Below are 14,743 nucleotides of genomic sequence, written 5' to 3' on the forward strand. Positions count from 1 at the left end.
GGAGTCCGGGTCGGAAGCCCCGAGCGGCACTACCGTGGGTGCGATGCGCTACCCCGAGGCCACCCGGCTCGACCTCGTCGAGGACCTGCACGGACACCGCGTCGCCGACCCCTACCGCTGGCTCGAGGACGACGCCGACCCGCGCACGCGGGCCTGGAGCGAGGCGCAGGACGCGCTCACCGGCGAGCTGCTCCGTGCGCTGCCGATGCGCCCGGAGTTCACCGCCCGACTGGAGGCCTTGGTGCGCTCCGGCGCCGTCGGCGTGCCCGTCTGGCGGAGCGGCCGGGCCTTCTCGACCCGGCGCGACCCGGGCCAGGAGCACGCGGTCCTGCGCGTGCGCGAAGCCGACGGCGCCGTGCGGGTGCTGGTCGACCCGATGGCGCTCGACCCCGAGGGGACGACGACGCTCGACGCGTGGTCGCCTTCGTGGGACGGCGACCGGCTGGCCTACCAGCTCTCCACCGGCGGGGACGAGGAGTCCCGGCTCTACGTCCTCGACGTCACCACCGGCGAGACCGTCGACGGGCCGATCGACCGGTGCCGCTACTCCCCCGTCGCCTGGCTGCCCGGGGGCGAGGAGCTGTTCTACGTGCGCCGCCTCGCCCCCGACCGGGTGCCGGACGGTGAGGAGCAGTTCCACCGCCGGGTGTGGCGCCACCGCGTCGGGACGCCGGCCGACGACGACGCGCTCGTGCACGGCGAGGGCAGCGACCCCACCACCTACTTCGGCGTGCACACCAGCCGCGACGGCCGCTGGCTCGTGGTCTCCGGATCGGCCGGCACCGCGCCGCGCGACGACGTCTGGATCGCCGACCTGGCCGCGGCGTCCCCGGGAACCCGCCCACCCCTGCGCGAGCTGCAGGTCGGCGTCGACGCGCAGACCGCCGCCTGGGTCGCCCGCGACGGCCGGCTGTGGCTCATGTCCGACCGGGACGCCCCCCGCTGGCGGCTGGCCGTCGCCGATCCCGCGGACCCGGCGACCTGGGCGCCCGAGGCCTGGCAGGACGTCGTCCCCGAGCTCCCGGACGCCGTGCTCTCCGACGTGGCGTTGGTCGACGCCCCCGACGGCTCGCTGCAGGTGCTCGCCGTCCACGCCGTCGACGCGACCGACCGCCTCTCCGTGTGGGCGGGTCCCGAAGCCGCCCACCCCGGGCGGCTCGCCGACGTCGAGGGGCTCGGCGCCGGCAGCATCTCCGGCGTCAGCTCACCCCCGGAAGGGGGCGGCACCGCCTGGGTCGGCTACACCGACTACGCGACGCCGCCGTCGGTGCTGCGCTGGGACGCCGGCTCGCCGACGGCCCTGGAGAGCTGGGAGCAGGCGGCGGTCGCCGGCGCGGTGCCGGAGCTGACCGTCGTCGAGACGCACGCGACCTCGCCCGACGGGACCCCGGTGCACCTCTTCGTCCTGTCGCAGGCGGGCGCTCCTGACACTCCCCGGCCGACGGTGCTCTACGGCTACGGCGGCTTCAACGTCTCGGTCACCCCCGCCTACAGCGCGCAGGCGCTGTCCTGGGTCGCGGCGGGCGGGGTCTGGGCGGTGGCCAACCTGCGGGGTGGCTCGGAGCACGGCGAGGAGTGGCACCGGGCGGGGATGCGCGAACGCAAGCAGAACGTGTTCGACGACTTCGCGGCCGCGGCCGAGCACCTGGCCGCCGAGGGCTGGACGACGCACGAGCAGCTGGGGATCTTCGGCGGGTCGAACGGCGGCCTGCTGGTCGGGGCAACGGTGACCCAGCGTCCCGAGCTCGCCGCGGCGGCCGTCTGCAGCGCCCCGCTGCTGGACATGGTCCGCTACGAGCTGTTCGGGCTGGGGCGTACCTGGAACGACGAGTACGGCACGGCCGAGGACCCCACCGAGCTGGGCTGGCTGCTCGGCTACTCGCCCTACCACGCCGTCCGGGAGGGGACGGCGTACCCGGCGATCCTGTTCACGACCTTCGAGTCCGACACCCGGGTGCACCCGCTGCACGGCCGCAAGCTCGCCGCCGCGCTGCAGCACGCCACGTCGTCCGAGGCGCCGATCGTGCTGCGCCGGGAGACGTCGGTCGGGCACGGGGCGCGGGCGGTCAGCCGCACCGTGGGGCTGGCCGCCGACCAGCTCGCCTTCCTGGCGAAGCACACCGGTCTGCACACCCGCGTGGCCCTTCGGTAGGACGCGACCGGCATCTCACTGACATCGGGCCACTCACCTGGGAGGATTTCCGGTGATGAGCCGATCACTGACAGTGCGGGCCGTGGACGACGACGCCTCGGGCATGCCCGACTGCGTGGACTACTGGCTCTGCGAGAAGCTCTACGACTGGTTCGGGCTCGACTGGCTCGCCGAGAACGCGCGGGTACTGGTCGACACACCCGCCCGGATCCTGCTCGTCGTCGTGGTGGCCGCCGTCGCCCGGGCCCTGGCCCACCGGGCGATCCGGCGGCTCACCGACCGCACCGCGACCGGCGCGGTGCCGACGATCCTGCGGCCGCTGCGCGACCGCGTGGCCCTCACCGACGTCGACGGGCAGAGCACCGCACGCCGCTCCCAGCGCGCCGCGGCGATCGGCTCGGCGCTGCGCAGCTTCGCGTCGATCCTCATCCTCGGTATCGCCGTCGTGCTGGTGCTCGGCGAGCTGGGGATCAACCTCGCCCCGATCATGGCGAGTGCCGGGGTCGTCGGCGTGGCCCTCGGGTTCGGCGCACAGAACCTGATCAAGGACTTCATCGCCGGGATCGGCATCATCCTGGAGGACCAGTACGGCGTCGGCGACGTCGTCGACCTGGGCGAGGCCGTCGGCACCGTCGAAGCCGTGGGACTGCGGATCACCCGCCTGCGCGACATCAACGGCGTGGTCTGGTACGTCCGCAACGGCGAGGTCCTGCGGGTGGGCAACATGAGCCAGGGTTACGCCCAGGTCGTCATCGACATGCCGGTCGCCCATGACACCGACCTCGAGCGCTGCCGTGCGGTGATGCAGGACGTCGGCGACGAGATGTACGCGCAAGCCGAGTGGGCGGCGGTGCTGCTCGCCGAGCCCGAGTCCCTCGGCGTCGAGCGGATCGCCCCCGAGGGGATCTACCTGCGGCTCATGGTGCGCGCGACCAACGCCGACCAGTGGCGGGTCGCCCGGGAGCTGCGGATGCGGCTCAAGGAACGGTTCGTGGCCGAGGGCATCCGCACGCCACTGCCGATGCTGGCCGCACCCACCGGCACCGCGACGGGAGTCCGCTGACCGCGCCCGCGCCGGAGGGGGTCTCCTCCACCGGCGCACCGCTGAGGCAGGCGACGTTCCGCGAGGTCTTCGCCGTCCCGGAGTTCCGGCCGCTGTTCGGCACCTTCCTGCTCTCCACCGCCGGCGACGAGCTGGCCCGCGTGGCGCTGACGGTGCTGGTCTACCAGCGCACGTCGTCCCCGCTGCTGTCGGCGCTGACCTTCGCGATCGGCTACCTGCCGTGGCTGCTCGGCGGCCCGCTGCTGTCGGCCTTCGCCGACCGGCTCCCCCGCCATCAGGTGCTCATCGTCACCGACGCCGCGCGGGCGGTGCTCCTGGCCTGCATGGCGATACCCGGGATGCCGCTGCCGGCGATGCTGGGCCTCCTCTTCCTCGTCTCGCTCGGATCGCCACCGTTCGAGTCGGCGCGCTCGGCGCTGATGGCCGACGTCCTGGACGGCGACCGGTACGCCGTCGCGACCTCCCTCACCAACATCACGCTCCAGCTGGCCCAGGTGGTCGGCTTCCTGGTCGCCGGCGCGCTCGTCGCCGCCCTGAGCCCCTCGGCCGCGCTGCTCATCGACGCCGTCACCTTCGCGGTGTCGGCGGTGTGGCTCTGGGCCCGCCTGCAGCCACGCCCCGCGCCGGCGAGCGAGTCCGGGAACGCCCGGCAGTCGTTGCTCCGGGACACCGGCGACGGTCTGCGGCTGATCCGCCGGTCCCCCCGCCTGGTGGCGATCGTCGGCGTCCTGTGGGTGGCGACCCTGTTCGCCTACGCCGCCGAGGGCGTGGCCGCCCCGTGGGCCGACGAGCTGGGCACGGGAGCCACCGGGCTCGGGGTGCTACTGGCCGCCAACCCGCTCGGGGTGGCCCTCGGCGGGCTGGTGATCGCCCGGCTGGTCTCCCCGGAACGGCGCGAACGGCTCGTGGTGCCGCTCGTGGTGCTGTCCCTGGTGCCGGTCCTGCTCGCGGGCCTCGTCGGCCTGGTGCTCGGCGCCGGCAGCCTGCCGTTCGGCCTGGTGATCGGGCTGTTGTTCGTGTCCGGCATCGGTGCGGCATGGCTGATCCCGCTGAACGTCTCGTTCGTCCAGGCCGTGCCGGCCTCGTTCCGGGGGCGCGCGTTCGGGGTCGCGGTGAGCGGCCTCTACGGCGTGCAGGGCCTCGGGGCGCTCGGTGCCGGGCTCGCGGCCGAGGGCGTCTCGGCCAGTGCCGCCGTCGCGCTGGCCGGAGCGGTGGGACTGGTCGCCGTCGCCCCCATGCTCGTCGCGTTCCGCCGCACCCAGGGCTCCGTGGCGGCTGCCCCCACCGGTGAGGGACCATCGGAGGCATGAGCGAGTCGAGCAGGTCCCTGCCCTCGGCCCGCACGTTCCACGACGAGGTCGGCGGTGGCCCGACCTTCACGAAGCTGGTCGGCCGGTTCTACGCCACCGTCCGCACCGATCCGGTGCTCGCACCGCTGTACCCGCAGGACGACTGGGACGGCGCCGAGATCCGGCTCCGAGGCTTCCTGGAGCAGTACTGGGGCGGTCCGGCGACGTACTCCCAGCAGCGCGGCCACCCCCGGCTTCGGATGCGGCACGCGCCCTTCGCGATCGGGCCGGCCGAGCGGGACGCGTGGCTCCGGCACATGCGGGCCGCCGTCGACTCCCTCGACCTGACGGCCGAGCAGGACGCCACGCTCTGGGGCTACCTGGAGATGGCGGCGCGCAGCATGCAGAACCGGTTCCCGGACGACGCCGGCGGCGATCTCTCCCCCGCCTGAAACTGGATCCCGTCCTCCCCGACCCTTCGCGCGCCCAGGGTGGGACCGGGACGGGGCCGCGCATGACCACACGACCCCTGAGGAGCCCGGTGCCCCCGCACCCGAACAGCGTCCTGCCCGTGTCCACCGACTGGTGGCGGGACGCGGTCTTCTACCAGATCTACGTGCGCAGCTTCGCCGACGGCAACGGCGACGGCATCGGCGACCTGGCCGGGATCCGCTCGCGGCTTCCCTACCTGGCCGACCTGGGCGTGGACGCTCTCTGGATGACGCCGTTCTACCCCTCGCCCATGGCCGACCACGGGTACGACGTCGCCGACCCGCGGGACGTGGAACCGGTGTTCGGCGACCTCGCCGAGTTCGACGCGCTCCTCGCAGAGGCCCACGCGCTGGGCCTGCGGGTGACGATCGACCTGGTGCCCAACCACAGCTCGCACGACCACGAGTGGTTCCAGGCGGCGCTGGCCGCGGGCCCGGGCTCACCGGAGCGCGCCCGTTACCTGTTCCGGGACGGCCGCGGCGCCGACGGCAGCGAGCCGCCGAACAACTGGCCGTCGGTCTTCGGCGGACCGGCATGGACGCGGGTGCCCGACGGGCAGTGGTACCTGCACATCTTCGCGCCCGAGCAGCCCGACCTGAACTTCACCAATCCCGAGGTCGTCGCCGACCTCGAGGAGACCATGCGGTTCTGGCTGGACCGGGGCGTCGACGGCTTCCGGATCGACGTCGCGCACGGGATGGCCAAGCCCGACGGGCTCCCGGACATGGTCCCGATGGACGACACCGGACTGCTCGCCGACCACGGCCCCGGCGACCACCGGTTCGACCAGGACGGCGTGCACCTGGTGCACCGCCGCATCCGCGCGGTCCTCGACCGGTACCCCGGGACCATGGCGGTCGGCGAGGTCTGGGTGTCCGACGACGTCCGGCTCGCCCAGTACCTTCGCCAGGACGAGCTACAGCTCGCCTTCAACTTCAAGCTGCTCACCGCCGAGTGGGACGCCGACGCGCTGCGGCAGGCCGTCACCGACTCCCTCGCCGCGGTCGAGGGGACCCCCGCGCCGGCGTGCTGGGTGCTGTCCAACCACGACCGGCCCCGGCACGTCACCCGCTACGGCGGCGGGGAACTCGGCCTGCGGCGGGCCCGGGCCGCCGCCCTCCTGCAGCTGGCCCTCCCGGGCGCGGCCTACCTGTACAACGGCGACGAGCTGGGCATGCCCGATGTCGATCTCCCCGACGAGGTGCTGCAGGACCCGATGTGGGAGCGGTCCGGCCGCACCGAGCGGGGCCGTGACGCCTGCCGGATCCCGGTGCCGTGGTCGGGCGCCGAGCCGCCGTACGGATTCACCTCGCTCGCGAGCACCTGGCTGCCGATGCCGGAGGGCTGGCAGCAGCTCACCGCACAGGCCCAGACGGGCGATCCGGCGTCGATACAGTCGCTGTACCGAGCGGCGCTAAGGCTGCGGAGGACGTCGGGGGCCTTCGGTGACGCGAACCTGGAGTGGCTGCCCTCCCCCGACGGTTGTCTCGCGTTCCGCCGTCCTGGCGGTCTGGTGTGCCTGGTGAATCTCTCCGCCGGCGCCCTGCAGCTGCCCGAGGGACGGGTCCTGCTCGCCAGCGCCGAGGTCGGCGACGGCACCCTGCCCGCCGACGCCGCGGTGTGGCTGACCGCCTGACCCTCGGCCCTCTCGACCGGCGCAGCGACCGGGCGGGGCGGTAGGGCAGACTCTCCGGTGATCAGCGGCGCCACCGGCGCCGCACCCGCCGTTCCAGGAGGATCCGTGGCCACCGCCTCGATGCCCGCGCTGCCGTCGCGCCCGCTCGTTCTCGCTGACCTCGTCCCGGCCGTGCGTGCCCGAAGCGCCGGACTCGTGGCGCTCGGCGTGCTGTTCACGGCGCTGCTGGCTCAGGTCGCGGTGCCGGTGCCGGGCTCGCCCGTGCCGATCACCGGGCAGACGCTGGCCGTGGTGCTCACCGCCGCCGCCCTCGGCCCGGCCCGCGGGGTCGCGGTGCAGGGCGTCTACATCCTGGCCGCGCTCGTCGGGCTGCCCTTCTACTCGGAGGCCAGCGGCGGCGTCGACGTCGTCCTGGGGGCAACCGGCGGCTACGTCGTCGGCTTCATCCCGGCCGCGTTCCTGATCGGGCTGGCGGCCAAGCACGGCGCCGACCGCAACCCGCTGAAGTCCGTGCCGCTGTTCGTCGGCGGCCAGGCGGTCATCTTCGCGGTGGGCGTCCCGTGGCTGGCCCTGAGCGCCGGCATGTCGGCGAGCCAGGCCCTGGACGCCGGCTTCTACCCGTTCATCCTGGGCGGGATCGTCAAGGCCGCGGTCGCCGCGGCGGTGCTCGGCACGGCCTGGAAGCTCACCCGCCGCAGCTGACGGCTGCTCGCTCCTCGACCCCCTGGCGCTTCGGCGCCAGGGGGTCGTCGCGTTCGGGGCCGGGCAGCCCAGCCGACTCAGGCGTCGGGTTCGTCGAGGTAGCGGAGGAGGAAGGCCTTCTCCTCCGGCGTGATGCGCCGCGGTCGCTCGAGGGCGAAGTCGAAGGGCACCAGCACGGTGCTGCCGGTGACGGCCAGCCGACCGTGGTCGAAGAGTTCGTAGTGGCACCGGAAGGACGCCGCCCGGATGGTGGAGACCCAGATCTGGATCTCCAGCGGATCGGCGTCGTAGACCACCGAGCGCTTGTAGGCGATCTCGTGCGAGTGGACGACGAGACCGCGCCGCATGCCGGTCTTCTCGTCGTGGGTGGGGTGCTCGAAGAACAGGTTGACGCGGGCCATCTCGAAGTATCCCAGGAAGGCCACGTTGTTGATGTGCTGGTAGGCGTCCATGTCCGACCAGCGCATCGGCACGTGCACCGTGTGTCTCACGCGGGCCACCCTGCCGTACCGCGGTCCGGCTGCGCACCCGGGCCCCGCGAACCGCTTCTACGGTGATGCGGTGGGCGATCCCTGGGCCGCGGACGTGGCGGGCGTGCTGTCCCTGCCGTCGGGGCGCCGGGTGTTGGGACGCAGCCTGCGGGAGCCGCCGCCCCGGCCGCTGCCCGAGTACGGCATCTACCTGCTGGGCCGCCCACCACCGGTGACCGCCTGGGATCAGCGCTGGGTGCGATGGCGGGACTTCGGCCTCCCGGCCGACCCGCGGGATCTGCGCGAGGCGCTAGGGACGGCGTGGGAGAGGGCAGCCGGCGAGCGGGTGGAGATCGCCTGCCGCGGCGGCACCGGAGGCACCGGCACGGCGCTGGCCTGTCTGGCCGTGCTGGACGGCCTGCCCGCGGAGGAGGCCGTCGCGTTCGTGCGCCGCCAGTACCGGCTGCGCGCGGTCGAGACCAGGCGCCAGCGGACGTTCGTGACGCGGTTCGACGGCGAGTGAACGACGGCGACCGGCCGGGGCTGGGCTCCGGCCGGCCCGTCCTCGATCAGTCTCGGCTGAGCTTCCGGTAGGTGGCGCGGTGCGGGCGGGTGGCCTCCTGGCCGAGCCGCTCGACCTTGTTCTTCTCGTAGTCGGCGAAGTTGCCCTCGAACCAGAACCACTTCGACTCGCCCTCGTAGGCGAGGATGTGCGTCGCCACGCGGTCGAGGAACCACCGGTCGTGGCTGACGACCACGGCGCAGCCGGGGAACTCCAGCAGCGCGCTCTCCAGGCTGGTCAGCGTCTCCACGTCGAGGTCGTTCGTGGGCTCGTCGAGAAGCAGCAGGTTGCCGCCCTGCTTGAGGGTCAACGCGAGGTTGAGCCTGTTCCGCTCGCCACCGGACAGCACGCCCGCCGGCTTCTGCTGGTCCGGACCCTTGAAGCCGAACGCGGCGACGTAGGCGCGCGACGGCATCTCGACGTTGCCGACCTTGATGTGGTCGAGGCCGTCGGAGACGACGTCCCACAGCGTCTTCTTCGGGTCGATGCCGCTGCGGTTCTGTTCGACGTAGGAGAGCTTGACGGTCTCGCCGACCTTGATGTCGCCGTCGTCGGCCTTCTCCTCACCGACCAGCATCTTGAACAGCGTGGTCTTGCCGGCGCCGTTGGGGCCGACGACCCCGACGATGCCGTTGCGCGGCAGCGTGAACGTCAGGTCGTCGATGAGGACGCGGTCACCGAAGCCCTTGGTGAGCTTCTTCGTCTCCACGACCACGTTTCCCAGCCGGGGGCCCGGCGGGATCTGGATCTCCTCGAAGTCGAGCTTCCGGAACTTGTCGGCCTCCGCCGCCATCTCCTCGTACCGGGCGAGGCGGGCCTTGCTCTTCGCCTGCCGGGCCTTGGCGCCGGACCGGACCCATTCGAGCTCGTCCTTGAGCCGCTTGGCGCGCTTGGCGTCCTTGGCGCCCTCGACCTGCAGTCGGGCCGCCTTGGTCTCCAGGTAGGTGGAGTAGTTGCCCTCGTAGGGGTAGGCGCGGCCGCGGTCGAGCTCGAGGATCCACTCGGCGACGTTGTCGAGGAAGTACCGGTCGTGGGTGACGGCGACGACGGTGCCGGCGTACTTCTCCAGGTGCTGCTCCAGCCACGCGACGCTCTCGGCGTCGAGGTGGTTGGTGGGCTCGTCGAGCAGCAGCAGGTCGGGCGCCTCGAGCAGGAGCCTGCACAGCGCGACGCGGCGGCGCTCACCACCGGAGAGCACCGTGACGTCGGCGTCACCGGGCGGGCATCGGAGGGCGTCCATGGCCTGCTCGATGCGGGCGTCGAGCTCCCACCCGTCGGAGTTCTCGATGATCTCCATGAGCTCGCCCTGCTCGGCGAGCAGCGCGTCGAAGTCGGCGTCGGGCTCCCCCATCGCCGCGCTGACCTCCTCGAAGCGGGTCAGCGCATCCCGCAGGGGCTTCACCGCCTCCTCCACATTGCCGCGGACGTCGAGGTTCTCGTTGAGCGGCGGCTCCTGGAGCAGGATGCCGACCGTCGCCTCGGGCGCGAGCGTCGCCTCGCCGTTCGAGGGCTGCTGCATGCCGGCCATGATCTGGAGCACGGTGGACTTGCCGGCGCCGTTGGGCCCGACGACACCGATCTTCGCGCCGGGCAGGAACGACAGGGTGACGTTGTCGAGGATCACCTTGTCGCCGTGCGCCTTGCGCGCGCGAACCATCGTGTAGATGTACTGAGCCACTGGGGTTGCCGAGCCTTCCGTCGTCTTGCGAGCAGGGGTGGGGCGGCGGGCTCGCGGCCCCACCCCGTGCGTTCTCGCTGCCGATCCTCCCAGCCCGGGACAACTACACGTGCGCGGGCTCCGGCGAGAGGTCGGGGTCGTCCGCGGGGTGCAACGTCGCGTCGTCACCCACGTAATCCCGTCCGGCGAGCAGGTCCTCCTGCGACGGGTAGTCCTCCCCCGGCGCACCGTCGGAGGGCGGCTGGTGCAGTTCGCCGGTCGCGACGGCGTCCGCCGCATCGGGAGCCCGGTCGGCCCGGTCGCGCTTGAAGACGGACCTCCCACGGGTCAGATCGGGGCCCACGGCGAACGCCTTGATGCGCGGCTTGCTGCGGCGGCCGGTCTCGGAGTCCCAGCTGTGCGTGGTCAGCGCGCCGTGCACGATCACCGGGTCCCCCTTGCTGACCGACGCCGAGACGTTGCCGCTCAGCGCGTTCCAGCACTCGACGTCGACCCAGAACGTGCCCGAGTCGACGAACTGCTGGCTGCCGGCGTCGTAGCGACGGGCGGTGGAGGCCATCCGGAAGTTGGTGACCGCCCCGTTCTGCGTGTTGTTGCGGCGCGGTGCGTCGACGACGTTGCCGACGACGGTGACGATGGTGTCGTTCACGGTGCTCCTCAGGGGTGCGGCGCCGAGTGGCGCGGCCGGCGGAGTGCCGGTGTGCCTCGACCTTGGCCGTCGCCCGCCGCCGAGCGCCGACGCCGACGGGATCTGTGGACGACCCTCCCGCCTGTGGACGAAACCGTCGGCGCACTCACCCCGCTGCATGACTGCTCGCGGGCTGTCGCCGCCAGAACCCCCGGTCGATGCGATGATCGGCAACCGAGCGCCCGTAGCTCAGTGGATAGAGCAGGTGCCTTCTAAGCACTTGGCCGCAGGTTCGAGTCCTGCCGGGCGCGCTCAGGGACTGCCTCAGGCCGCGCGGACGATCTCCGCGTGCGGCAAGGATCGTCGCCGTCGGGGAAGGCGCCGAGCTGGGCGCATGTCCGCGATCCTGCCCGCCGCATGACCGTGGCGCCGCAGTCGGTCCGTTATCCGTGATTTCGGGTCGCAGTTTCATGCGTTGCACGGCAACGACCGGGGTAGACGCCCCCCGGCAGGTCACGGGGACCCGAGTCAACGATGGATCGTCGGGAGTGACGGTGGGGCAGTCGATGTCGCCAGGTCAGTTCGAGCCGCCCAACAGCGCGCCCCGGGGCGGAGCCCACCGTGCCCACGCCCTCGACAGGCGGCCACGCCGACGGCTGGGTCGGCGCCGTTGGTTCGTCGCGGCCGGCGTCGTGGCGGCGTTCACCGCCATGGTCGCTCCCCCGGCGGAGTCCCGGGACATGGTCGCGGTGGGGCACGCGGACGACTTCGCCGTGCCGCGGACCCTCGCCGCCCGCTGGGCCATCCCTGCCCTCTCCGAAGGGGCTCCGCGCGGGTCGACGACGCTCTCCGTCGTGCCCGCGCAGGTGGCGGGTCCGCAGCCCGCGCCGGAAGCGGTCGTCACCGGGCTGGCGGCCAACGGCATCCCCAACGTGGCGCTCAACGCCTACCGCGTCGCCGCCGCCCGCATGGCGTCGGCGAAGCCGGGCTGCGGCGTCGACTGGTCGCTGCTGGCCGGCATCGGGCGGGTCGAGTCCAACCACGGACGCTACGGCGGCGCCGTCCTCGGGCCGGACGGCTCGGCGACGCCGAAGATCCTCGGCCCTGCCCTCGACGGCGGGAAGTTCGCCTACATCGGCGACAGCGACAACGGCATGTGGGACAACGACACCACCTACGACCGCGCCATGGGGCCCATGCAATTCATCCCGACCACGTGGCGCTCCTACGCGATCGACGCCGACGGAAACGGCGTGACCGACCCCTTCAACATCAACGACGCCGCCCTGGCAGCGGCCAACTACCTCTGCGTCGCCGGTGGCGATCTGCGGACCGAGGCCGGCCAGCGCAAGGCTGTCTTCGCCTACAACCACTCCGACGAGTACGTCGCCGAGGTGCTCGCACTCGCCCGGGCCTACGCCACCGGAATTCCGGTGGCCGATCTCCCGCTCGTGGGGAACATCAGCGGGGCCGTACCGCCGCCGTCGGCCTTCTACCGCGCTCCCGCCGCACCCGGGCCCGCGATCGGCCTGCGGGACACGACGTCCTCGCCGCCGGAGGAGACCACCGCCTACACACCTCCTCCCGGCACCGGAGGCGGGGCACCGGCCCAGCCCGCGGCGACCGGCGGGAGCGCCCCGGCGCAGCCGGCCGACAGTGGCCGCAACACCGCATCCGCGCCGCAGCAGGGCAGCACGCCGCCGGCGTCGGGTCAGGCGCCCCCCGCGACGTCCGGCGGTCAGCCGGCTCCGGCACCCGCCCCGGCCCCGGCCCCGGCCCCGGCTCCGGCTCCCGCGCCCGCGCCCGTACCGGCGACCCTTCCCGTCCCGGTCGCAATCCCGGTCCCGGCGCCTGCGCCGCCGCCCTCGAACACCGTGAACCCGCCTGCGGTGAACCTCGTCGAAGGGGCCACCTGCAACGTGGGGGGCAACCTCGTCCCGGACCTGCCGGGCCTGCCTGCCTGCCCGGCCTGACACGGAGCCGGCGGCGAGGTCGTCAGAACTCCCACGAGGTGGGCATCCGCGGGTCGGGGACGTAGGAGCAGTAGGTCCCGGTGCGGACCGTCCGCTCCAGGTGGTCGGCCATCGCTGGATGGTGCTCGGCGATGCGGGCAACCGCGTAGCGCAGTGACCGCGTGACGCTGGCCCGGGCCCGCTCGGACGTGGATCCCGCGACCCGGTACCGCCCTCCGAGCCCGAAGGCGCCCGCCAGTTCGCGAAGGAGGTAGTCGCGGTCGGCCTGGGCGAGCGCCTGCCGCTCGCTGTCGCCCAGCACCACGGCCTCGTCCATGTCGTCGTCGATCTCGGCCAGCCGGCGCTTGTAGGCCGCCCGCGCCTGGCCGTCGATCACCGGACCCAGGTCTGCACCGGATCGCGCGACTTCGCCGATCTCCCCCGCGACCAGGTCGAGGACGTGGAACTCCCGGTCCGGCGCCGCCAGCAGCCGGGCCAGGTAGCGCATGCCCTTGAGGTCCCGCAGGACGACGGCCCGGCCGGCGAAGGCGACCGTCCGGACATCCCCCTCGAGGCGGAAGACGCAGTCCGAACCGGTGGGCGACGGCGGCACCGGGGCGGGACGGCAGGTCAGGAGGCGGGCGCCGATGCGGTCGGCCGTTGCTAGAGCGGCGCGCTCCTGGAGCCGGGCCCGCTCCGTCCGCCCCAGGAGTCGCTCCCCGTCGGCCAGGGCCAGTCGCGCGACGGCGGCTTCGTACGCGGCCCCCACCTCGCTCCAGCCGGCCAGCGCCTCCTCGCACTCGCGGACGGCGACCTCGGCGTCCCCCTCGGCGAGGGCGACGCGACCACGCGCGAGTGCGGCCGCGGCGGTCAGCGCCCGGCTGCGGAAGGTCTCCGCGATGCCCGACAGCTCTGCGGTGGCAGTCCGCGCCGTCCCGATGTCCGCTGCCGCGATGCCGATCTCGACCTGGGCCGCGAGCAGCGGGGCCCGGCGCAGGGCACCCAGTGGCGGCCGCTCCTTGGACGGCACCGGGCACGGGTGCTCCAGCTCGTCGGCGATCATGGTCGCGGCGCTTCCGACGTCGCCCTGCGCCAGCCGGAGCAGCGCCAGCCACGGTTGGGGGTCCCAGCCGTGCTCCAGCGCCTGGCTGAAGACCTCCTCCGCGCCGGCCAGGTCGCCGGTTCGCAACCGGATGGCGCCCAGCTCGGTGAGCGGCCAGCCGAACTCCCGGCGCATCCACGGCCGCAGCTCCCTGCAGGCTTCGAGCGCTTCCTCCTCGGCCGCCGAGCACGACCCGCGCAGCCGCAGGATCTCGGCGCGATGGACGCGGCAGCGGCCGTTGATGCCCCCGTAGGCGTTGCCCGCCCGCCAGAGCTCCATGGCCTCGGTCCACTGCTCGGCCCGGTCGTACTGCGCCAGCCCTTGCATCGCACAGATCAGCTCGCAATAGACCATCCCGGCACCGAGCGGATCGAGCTCACCGGAGACCACGCTCACGGCCGCCTCGTCCAGCAACTCAAGCCCGCGATCCACCGAGCCGCCCAGGATCACCAGCCGCGCGGCCGCCACCCGGCCGAGCGCCGCCGCCAACGGGACGCCCTGGCGTCCCCCCACGTCGATGGCCCGCTCGGCCCAGCGCGCGGCGGATTCGGCGTCCCCGCACATGAAGCGCTCGTAGGTGCGCGCCATCGCGACGAGTGCGTGCGTCGGCGACTCCGGCCGCTCCCCCAGCAGCCGGTCCGCCCGCGCGAGCCAGCCGCGCACCGGCGCCATCAGGCCGGTGTCCATCATCAGGTACATGGCGACCGTCGCGGCCGCCGCCGCCGCATTCGCGTCGTCCCCGAGCGACTGGCACAGCGCGCACTGCTGCTCCCAGGCGGTGATCGCGGACTCGAACTCGCCGGCTCCGTAGGCGGCGCGGCCCAGCAGGTCCAGTTCCGCCGGCGTCAGCGGCCGCTGCTGCTGGATCCCTCGCAGCAGCGCGACCGCCGCCGACCACTCCCCCTGTTCCAGGGCCGCGTCGACGCGCCCGTCCGCCGCGACCTGGCCGAGCTCGCCCACCGTCATCGCGCCTCCGCCGCCGAGGCGCCCGAGCGTAGGGGCGGAGGCGGTCCGGCG

12 protein-coding genes and 1 tRNA gene are annotated in these 14,743 nt (G+C 73.5%); 9 read left to right on the forward strand and 4 right to left on the reverse strand.

Annotation, left to right across the window (positions count from 1 at the left end):
- The first annotated feature begins 43 nt into the window (after positions 1–43).
- From FHU33_RS16940 to FHU33_RS16965, 6 genes are all read left to right on the forward strand, one after another.
- Positions 44–2,152, forward strand: a complete 2,109-nt coding sequence (locus tag FHU33_RS16940) for a prolyl oligopeptidase family serine peptidase (protein ID WP_142026381.1) — start codon at positions 44–46, stop codon at positions 2,150–2,152.
- Between the two features lie 55 nt (positions 2,153–2,207).
- Positions 2,208–3,215: a mechanosensitive ion channel family protein gene (locus FHU33_RS16945; protein ID WP_142026382.1), complete on the forward strand. Its 1,008-nt coding sequence runs from the start codon at positions 2,208–2,210 to the stop codon at positions 3,213–3,215.
- Positions 3,098–4,525, forward strand: coding sequence for an MFS transporter (locus FHU33_RS16950; RefSeq protein WP_246063748.1), 1,428 nt, complete (start codon positions 3,098–3,100; stop codon positions 4,523–4,525). The genes FHU33_RS16945 and FHU33_RS16950 overlap by 118 nt, the downstream gene beginning before the upstream one ends.
- Positions 4,522–4,956 (forward strand): globin, encoded by a 435-nt coding sequence (locus tag FHU33_RS16955; RefSeq protein ID WP_142026383.1) that lies wholly within the window; start codon positions 4,522–4,524, stop codon positions 4,954–4,956. The genes FHU33_RS16950 and FHU33_RS16955 overlap by 4 nt, the downstream gene beginning before the upstream one ends.
- 89 nt (positions 4,957–5,045) lie before the next feature.
- Positions 5,046–6,632 carry a glycoside hydrolase family 13 protein gene (locus FHU33_RS16960; RefSeq protein WP_246063750.1) on the forward strand — a complete coding sequence of 529 codons (1,587 nt, stop codon included), beginning with the start codon at positions 5,046–5,048 and terminating at the stop codon, positions 6,630–6,632.
- Positions 6,633–6,737: 105 nt separating this feature from the next.
- Positions 6,738–7,334 carry a biotin transporter BioY gene (locus tag FHU33_RS16965; RefSeq protein WP_211355162.1) on the forward strand — a complete coding sequence of 199 codons (597 nt, stop codon included), beginning with the start codon at positions 6,738–6,740 and terminating at the stop codon, positions 7,332–7,334.
- Between the two features lie 77 nt (positions 7,335–7,411).
- Here the strand turns inward: FHU33_RS16965 and FHU33_RS16970 are convergent, their stop codons facing one another.
- Positions 7,412–7,825 carry an acyl-CoA thioesterase gene (locus tag FHU33_RS16970; protein WP_142026385.1) on the reverse strand — a complete coding sequence of 138 codons (414 nt, stop codon included), beginning with the start codon at positions 7,823–7,825 and terminating at the stop codon, positions 7,412–7,414.
- A gap of 70 nt (positions 7,826–7,895) precedes the next feature.
- Here FHU33_RS16970 and FHU33_RS16975 point away from each other — a divergent pair, with 70 nt between their 5' ends.
- Positions 7,896–8,327, forward strand: a complete 432-nt coding sequence (locus tag FHU33_RS16975; protein WP_142026386.1) for a protein-tyrosine phosphatase family protein — start codon at positions 7,896–7,898, stop codon at positions 8,325–8,327.
- A 46-nt stretch (positions 8,328–8,373) separates the two neighbouring features.
- On the opposite strand, the gene ettA is transcribed toward FHU33_RS16975, so the two are convergent.
- The gene (gene ettA, locus FHU33_RS16980) at positions 8,374–10,044 is read right to left on the reverse strand and encodes an energy-dependent translational throttle protein EttA (protein WP_142026387.1); all 1,671 of its coding nucleotides are present in this window, start codon (positions 10,042–10,044) and stop codon (positions 8,374–8,376) included.
- A gap of 103 nt (positions 10,045–10,147) precedes the next feature.
- Positions 10,148–10,693 carry a single-stranded DNA-binding protein gene (locus tag FHU33_RS16985; protein WP_142026388.1) on the reverse strand — a complete coding sequence of 182 codons (546 nt, stop codon included), beginning with the start codon at positions 10,691–10,693 and terminating at the stop codon, positions 10,148–10,150.
- 217 nt (positions 10,694–10,910) lie between these two features.
- On the opposite strand from FHU33_RS16985, the gene FHU33_RS16990 reads away from it, so the two are divergent.
- Positions 10,911–10,983 (forward strand) — tRNA-Arg (locus FHU33_RS16990).
- Between the two features lie 243 nt (positions 10,984–11,226).
- Complete coding sequence (locus FHU33_RS16995) at positions 11,227–12,645, forward strand: lytic transglycosylase domain-containing protein (protein WP_170182491.1); 1,419 nt, start codon at positions 11,227–11,229, stop codon at positions 12,643–12,645.
- 22 nt (positions 12,646–12,667) lie between these two features.
- Here the strand turns inward: FHU33_RS16995 and FHU33_RS26250 are convergent, their stop codons facing one another.
- Positions 12,668–14,692, reverse strand: a complete 2,025-nt coding sequence (locus FHU33_RS26250) for a transcriptional regulator (RefSeq protein ID WP_142026390.1) — start codon at positions 14,690–14,692, stop codon at positions 12,668–12,670.
- Positions 14,693–14,743: the final 51 nt, after the last annotated feature.

It is taken from the genome of Blastococcus colisei, assembly GCF_006717095.1.
Taxonomy (GTDB): Bacteria; Actinomycetota; Actinomycetes; order Mycobacteriales; family Geodermatophilaceae; genus Blastococcus_B; species Blastococcus_B colisei.